4 protein-coding genes, 1 tRNA gene and 1 pseudogene are annotated in these 6399 nt (G+C 48.1%); 3 read left to right on the top strand and 3 right to left on the bottom strand.

Annotation, left to right across the window (positions count from 1 at the left end):
• Positions 1 to 281 precede the first annotated feature (281 nt).
• The 3 genes from murA (at position 282) to H6S82_RS14025 (ending at position 2827) form a co-directional block, all read left to right on the top strand.
• Entirely contained in the window at positions 282 to 1655 is a 1374-nt protein-coding gene (murA, locus tag H6S82_RS14035) for a UDP-N-acetylglucosamine 1-carboxyvinyltransferase (protein WP_322111828.1), read from the top strand.
• A 231-nt stretch (positions 1656 to 1886) separates the two neighbouring features.
• The gene (locus tag H6S82_RS14030; RefSeq protein WP_190461132.1) at positions 1887 to 2765 is read left to right on the top strand and encodes a M48 family metallopeptidase; all 879 of its coding nucleotides are present in this window, start codon (positions 1887 to 1889) and stop codon (positions 2763 to 2765) included.
• Positions 2744 to 2827 (top strand) — tRNA-Leu (locus H6S82_RS14025). Before H6S82_RS14030 ends, H6S82_RS14025 begins: the two co-directional genes overlap by 22 nt.
• An 87-nt stretch (positions 2828 to 2914) precedes the next feature.
• Here the strand turns inward: H6S82_RS14025 and dndE are convergent.
• The 3 genes and pseudogenes from dndE to H6S82_RS14010 all read right to left on the bottom strand — a co-directional run.
• Positions 2915 to 3316: a DNA sulfur modification protein DndE gene (dndE, locus tag H6S82_RS14020; RefSeq protein WP_190461130.1), complete on the bottom strand. Its 402-nt coding sequence runs from the start codon at positions 3314 to 3316 to the stop codon at positions 2915 to 2917.
• Between the two features lie 106 nt (positions 3317 to 3422).
• Positions 3423 to 5417: a DNA sulfur modification protein DndD gene (dndD, locus tag H6S82_RS14015; protein ID WP_190461129.1), complete on the bottom strand. Its 1995-nt coding sequence runs from the start codon at positions 5415 to 5417 to the stop codon at positions 3423 to 3425.
• 316 nt (positions 5418 to 5733) lie between these two features.
• Positions 5734 to 6399, bottom strand: a pseudogene (locus tag H6S82_RS14010) (DNA phosphorothioation system sulfurtransferase DndC); the annotation flags it as partial.

Genomic DNA, 6399 nt, shown 5'->3' with positions numbered 1-6399 from the left:
AGGGGTTAGGGGTTAGGGGTTAGGGGCTAGGGGCTAGGGGCTAGGGGCTAGGGAAGAGTGGGGGAGTGGGGGAATACATCTTTTCCCTATCGCTATCCCTCTTCCCTCTCCCGCTATGCCTCTCCCGCTCTCCCTCTTCCCTCTTCCCGACGCCCTAATCCTGACGCCCTAATCCCTAAAAATTTTCAACACCTATGGACATCTGGAAAGTTTCCTGTAGAATCTAAACCAAATTTGAAGAAGCTGTACAAGCCTAAAAAATATATTGGGAGGATAAGACAATTACTTCTTCTATCGGTTTAACAGACACTCATGCTTCGCCTGAAGCAGACAAATCCATCCTGGAAATTTGGGGTCGATCGACTCTTAAGGGACACGTCCAAATCAGCGGGGCAAAGAACTCAGCCCTGGCAATCATGGCTGGCGCGTTGCTTTGTCCGGAAGATTGTCGTCTGCGTAACGTTCCCTCTTTGATGGATGTGCAGCGGATGGCTCAGATTCTGGCGGCTTTGGGCTTGAAGATGGAGCAACACGGTGATGTTTTAGACATCAATGGCCGAGATATCCAACAATCCCAAGCTCCCTACGAACTGGTGTCGCAACTGCGGGCTAGTTTTTTTGCGATCGGCCCTCTGCTGGCACGTCTGGGGGTGGCGAGGGTGCCACTGCCGGGAGGTTGTGCGATCGGTGCCCGACCTGTGGATCTCCATGTCCGTGGTTTACAAGCGATGGGCGCTGATGTTCAAATCGAACACGGTATGGTTCATGCTTATGTCAGCGGTAGCAATCCTCGCTTGAAGGGTGCGAAAATATACTTGGATTACCCTAGTGTGGGCGCTACGGAAACGTTGATGATGGCAGCGACCCTGGCAGATGGGGAAACTACGATCGAGAACGCTGCCCAAGAGCCGGAAGTTACGGATCTGGCCAATTTCTGTCAGGCGATGGGGGCTCGGATTCGCGGTGCTGGTACTAACACCATCATCATTGATGGGGTGAAAAGCTTGCATTCGGTGGAATACAGCATTATCCCCGATCGCATCGAAGCTGGTACTTTCTTGGTGGCAGGTGCGATTACGCACTCGGAATTGAGTTTATCGCCGATAATACCGGATCATCTGACTGCGGCGATCGCTAAGCTGCGGGCCATTGGCGCTAAGGTAATCCTGGAATCTCCTACCTGTGTGCGGGTGATTGGCGCAAACAGCCATGTAGCAACGGATATCGAAACTTTACCGTATCCGGGTTTCCCGACCGATATGCAGGCGCAGTTTATGGCGCTGCTGACGCTGAGCGAGGGGGACAGCGTGATTACGGAAACGGTGTTCGAGAATCGCTTGCGCCACGTAGCGGAATTGAATCGGATGGGGGCAGATATTCGCGTCAAGGGCAACATTGCGATCGTTCGAGGTGTGCCGATGTTATCCGGGGCACCTGTAGTGGCTACGGATTTACGCGCTTCTGCGGCTTTGGTGCTGGCGGGATTGGCAGCCAACGGTAAAACTACGATCGAAGGATTGCAGCACCTCGATCGCGGCTACGATAACTTGGTTGGCAAGTTGCAAAATGTGGGAGCCCGGTTGCAGCGGCTTAAGGGGGATAAAGAAGCTGAGAGCGAGTCAGCTTCCCTAAATACCGCTAATTTAGGTGGATAAAACCGCGAAATTGCCAATTCGGGCGCTATGGGCAGTTTGATGGAGCCTGCCTGTAGGCCAAACGGTTGCCTTTGTTCTGGTGATTTGTCAGGGTGTATTTTGGTCAAATCAGAAAAGGGCGACTAAGATCCTTGGTAGGGGGCAGACCGACTGGGACTTTTGAGCTACCTAATTTGTTTGTCGGTCAGACCCAGTTTGCTACTATTTTGTTGTTTCTGGTAATTTCGCTCCATGTCCTTCCCAAAAACACAGCTGATCGGTCTGAAAGCAGATTATTTCCGTCATCCGCTGGATCTGGAAGCAACTAACGCGCTCAAGCAGCTGCCCGGTTTTGATGCGATCGTGCGGAATCTGCTTGGGCCAGTAGCCGAACAGTTTTTTTATTTGGAAAATATTGCGGCTAGCGTGTTGGTGGGTGAGAAGCAGCTGCCTCAATTTCACGAGATGCTGTTGGAAGCTTGTCAGGTGCTGGATTTAGAGCCGCCGCAGCTATATGTGCGCCAGCATCCCGTGCCGAATGCCTACACTTTCGCGATGCGGGGGAAGCAGCCTTTTGTGGTGCTGCATACTTCTTTGCTCGAGCTGCTGACGCCGGCAGAGATTCAGGCGGTAATCGCTCACGAGTTGGGCCACTTAAAGTGCGATCACGGGGTTTATTTGACGTTGGCTAATATCATAATTTTGGCTGCGGGTCAACTGCCTAATTTGGGGGGTTGGATTGCCCAAACGCTGCAAACGCAAATGTTGCAGTGGGTAAGATGTGCTGAGTTTACTTGCGATCGCGCGGCTTTATTGGCGATTCAAGACCCCAAAGTGGTGAGTTCGCTGTTGATGAAGTTGGCTGGCGGTTCGCCTACGTTGGCTCCTCAACTCAATTTGGATGCGTTTTTGGCGCAAGCAAGGGCTTACGATGATATCAGTAACAGCGAGTTGGGGGAAATGCTGAAGGAGGCGCAAACGGCTGGTTTGACCCATCCGGTGCCGGTGCTGCGGGCTAGAGAGATCGATCGCTGGGCTAGTAGCAAAGAATATCAAACCCTCTTGCAAAATCCTGGGAAGCAAGGTTATAATGATAAAGCTTCACCCAAGGGCGGGTGGCGAAACTGGTAGACGCAGCAGACTCAAAATCTGCCGGTAGCGATACTATGAGAGTTCGATTCTCTCCCCGCCCATATTTAAGGAGTGGGAGAGCGGGGGAGCGGGGGAGTGGGAGAGAATTAATATTTTCCCTTTGGTCTTTCCTCTTCTTCCCCTAGCCCCTAGTCCCGACGCTCTAGCCCCTTTACAGAGAGGGCGATTAAATCTTCTATCTTTTTAATATTGGGGTCGCCTGCTAGGTAGCCGATACCGCGATGCAGGTGGAGGCGAAATTGTGTGACGAGGGTTTCTTTGTCGCAGCCGAAGCCGTCGTTGTGACAGCGTTGTTTGAGGGCTAGTAAGAGGATATCGGACATTTCGCCGCCGAAGACTTTCCAGGTCATTTCGACGTTGCTGTCGGTAATGATGGGTACGGGGGAGGGGATGGATGGTTCGGCGAGGGAACGACAAAAGGCCCATCGGCAGAGGATGTTCCATTGGTCGATTTTGGTGAAGCGTCGCAGTTTGAGGAGTTGGTCTTTGGCTGTTTGGGAGAGTTTGATGGTGTTGATGGGGGGTTCCATAAATGGATTTTAGATTTTGGATTTTGGATTTTGGATTTTGGATTTTTATCGGTGGTTTATGCCAAAGTAATCAGCATTGACAATTGACTGACAACTGACAACTGATCTATGACCAGAAGTAACCTGACTGCACAATTGTCTGTCTTTCATTTGGATGATATTTTAACAGATATTCCCGTGCGATCGCATCTTGTTCTCTCAACTTCTCTACTTCGGTTTTTCCTATTTCTGTATCGGTAGATAGCAAGATTACTTGATGACTTGCAGAAGGGAAATATTTCTCTACTAAATTGCCTCGGTGTGAGGAATCCAATCTGCCTAATGGTGTGTCTATCGCTACGGGTAAGCGGCGTCCGGAAACTCGCGCCAATCCCCATAAAAAGGCGATGGCTAATAGTTGTTTTTCTCCGGCTGATAAGCGATGTTTGGGTACTGCTTGTCCTTGTCCGTCGTACAGGGAAAGGCTGAAGGTGTTGGTATCGATGACGACGCGATGTACGAGGTCGGTTTTGTGCAGGAGATAGCTGAAACATTGGGTTACTTCTATCTCTAGTTTGTTCAATTTTTTGAGGGTGAGTTTTTCTTTGAAGAGTTTGAGTGATTCTTGCACTTTGGCGCAAGCGGTGATGATGTGTTGGTTGTTTCTCAGTTTGATGTAGTCTTGGCTGTATTCTTCTAGTTCTTTTTGGGTTTTGGCGATTTCTTTTTTTAGTTCTTCTAAACGGCGATTTGCCATTTCGTGGGCGGCTGTGGCTTTGGCTAGTTCGTTTTGCGCTTGTCTGACATCGGCTTTTAATTTTTCGTAGGCTTCTGGAGAGGCGGCAATTGCGAGTTGTCTTTCCAGAAATTCTATTTCTTGTTCTAGTTCGCGCAGTTGTTTGATTTTTTGTTCGCCTTCAATTTGGCTGGCTTTGATTTCGTAACGCAGGAGGTTTTCGAGTTGGTTGATGGCTTCGCTGTCGGCGGCTAACCACGGTTTTTCATCGCTGTCGGCGAGTTGTTCGATTTCTTGATATTCTCGATCGAGAAATGTTTTAATTTTGTCGAATTGTTCGGTTTTTAATGACAGTTTTGTGATATAATTAAGCAGGCGATCGCTTCTTTTTTTTAACGCATCTCGTTCGAGTTTCGCTTGTTGTTGGCGGCTTTCATTTTCGGCTTGGGTTTGTACCTGGATAAGTAAAGGTGAAATCAGGCCCAAAGGCAACACGCCAGCGGCTAATTCGACCATTTCTTGACGGGATTTATCGGTTTGTTTGATAAATTCTTTTTGCTGTAAGTCGAGTTGATTGCGTTCGGCAGCTATTTTTCCACCTTCAGAGAGAAATTTTTCTTCCGCTAGGCGGACTTGGTTTTGCTGATATTCTACTTTTTGATTGGTACTGCTTTGGTCTTCCGTGGCGACTTCTTTTTCGGCAATCAGTTGTTGGAATTTTTGTTCGATTTTATCCAGCGTAGCGAGTTCTTTTGCGCCCGCAATTTCTTTGCGTTTGCGGCTGACTAAAATATCCAAATCAACAGCAAGGCGTTCGGCTAATTCTAAACCCAATAAAGAACGAATTGCATCGACGACTGGGGGGGGAGGCGTTTCCAGTTCGGCGAGTTCTTTTACCTGTTCGCCGTCGAAGAGAAACAGGTTAGAAATGCCGATGGGTAGCAGCGTTTCGATGTATTCGTCCCAGGTGTTGCTTAATGCTTTGTCTGTATACCAATCATCGATAAATGGGTTATATATAAGGATGCCTAACGTATCTTTTCCGTCTTTATCCCAATAGCGGACAACTTTAAATTTGGCAAGTTTATCTTCGTAAACGTGTTCAAAGCTTAATTCTATGCGGGCTTTTTCGGTGGGTGGGGTGTTGCGGTTAACGCATTGAGAAAGAAATTCGGTGTAGCCGAGATTATTGCGCGTAGAACATTGGGCGCGACTTCCATATAAAGCGAGGCGAATCGCGTCCATCAAGGTCGTTTTACCGCCGCCATTCATACCGCCAAACAGGATTATGGGGCGAGTTTCGCCGTTATTTTCTGGGCGAAGGTCGATGATTTGTTTGCCGAGATAAGGGCCGAAGTTTTGGAGGATGAGTTGGAGGAAAATCACGATGGTGTTGGGATGGGTTAATTTTTTAACGCAAAGGAACGCAAAGGTTTACACGGAGGTACGCAGAGGGGTGTTTGAGAATTGTCATGTTAATATTTAACACGAACATTTTGTAGGGGCACGGGGTCATCAATTTGTCGGTTATAGCAATATTTTAATTGGCTGTGCTACTTGGAGCGAATATTTGACCGGAAAGAAGTAGAAAGTTTGCATTGAAAATGTTGTGTAGGGTCGCAGCAAGAGGGCGAGAATTTGTAGGTAAAAACAAAGTTTTTCGTCCTCTTGTTTTGTCCGAGGATGAGTTGGCAGACAGACTTTATTCGTCTGGGGTTTCGGAGTCATTGTTTGAGAATTTTAGGTCTGCCCAAGATAGTTGTCTGCTTTGTTCGGTTTTGTTTTCTACGGTTTGTTTAATTTTGTCGATGTTTGCGGTATTTTTTTGGGGTGTTTCGGAGGTTTTGCCAGCAAAGATTTGTTTGATTTGGTAAATGTCGTCGAGATTTTCTTTGACGGCTTTGACGGCATTATTGACGTTGCGCTGGTAGTGGGCGTTATTGATGGCTTCTTCTTTGGAACGCGCACTTGTATCGAAGCATTTTTCTAGGGTGTCGTAGATTCCCGTTCGGCGAGTTTTGGTGTAATACTGGCGTTCGGTGTCGAGTAATTTTGCCATCAGTTCTAAGTGCATGATATCGCCGTCGCTTATTTCTTCTAAAACTGTCCATTCGTCGCTTCCCAAAAGTCTTCTTTCGACGCCGGGACGGGTATCTTGGAATAATTCGCCGGTCACTTCTTGGTAAATTTTGGGTAAGCTGTCGTCGAATTCGTGTCTTTCTTCTAGCCAAATGCGACGAATTTCGCTGAGTTCTTCATGGGTGATGAGGGTGATGTCGCGCATTTCTGGGGGTGCTTTACGACGAATTTCGGTTTGAACAGTTAGAAGCCGCCGTAGCAAATACGCTCGCGCTTCTTTAGTATAAGG

The sequence above is a fragment of the Planktothrix sp. FACHB-1355 genome, assembly GCF_014748295.1.
Taxonomy (GTDB): Bacteria; Cyanobacteriota; Cyanobacteriia; order Cyanobacteriales; family Aerosakkonemataceae; genus Aerosakkonema; species Aerosakkonema funiforme_A.
Note: the sequence above shows the minus strand (reverse complement) of the source record. Positions and strands in the feature narration are given on the sequence as shown.

Coding starts and splice junctions, on each gene's coding strand:
- H6S82_RS14030 (WP_190461132.1), top strand. CDS start 1,887: ATGTCCTTCCCAAAAACACAGCTGATCGGTCTGAAAGCAGATTATTTC.
- dndE (WP_190461130.1), bottom strand. CDS start 3,316: ATGGAACCCCCCATCAACACCATCAAACTCTCCCAAACAGCCAAAGAC.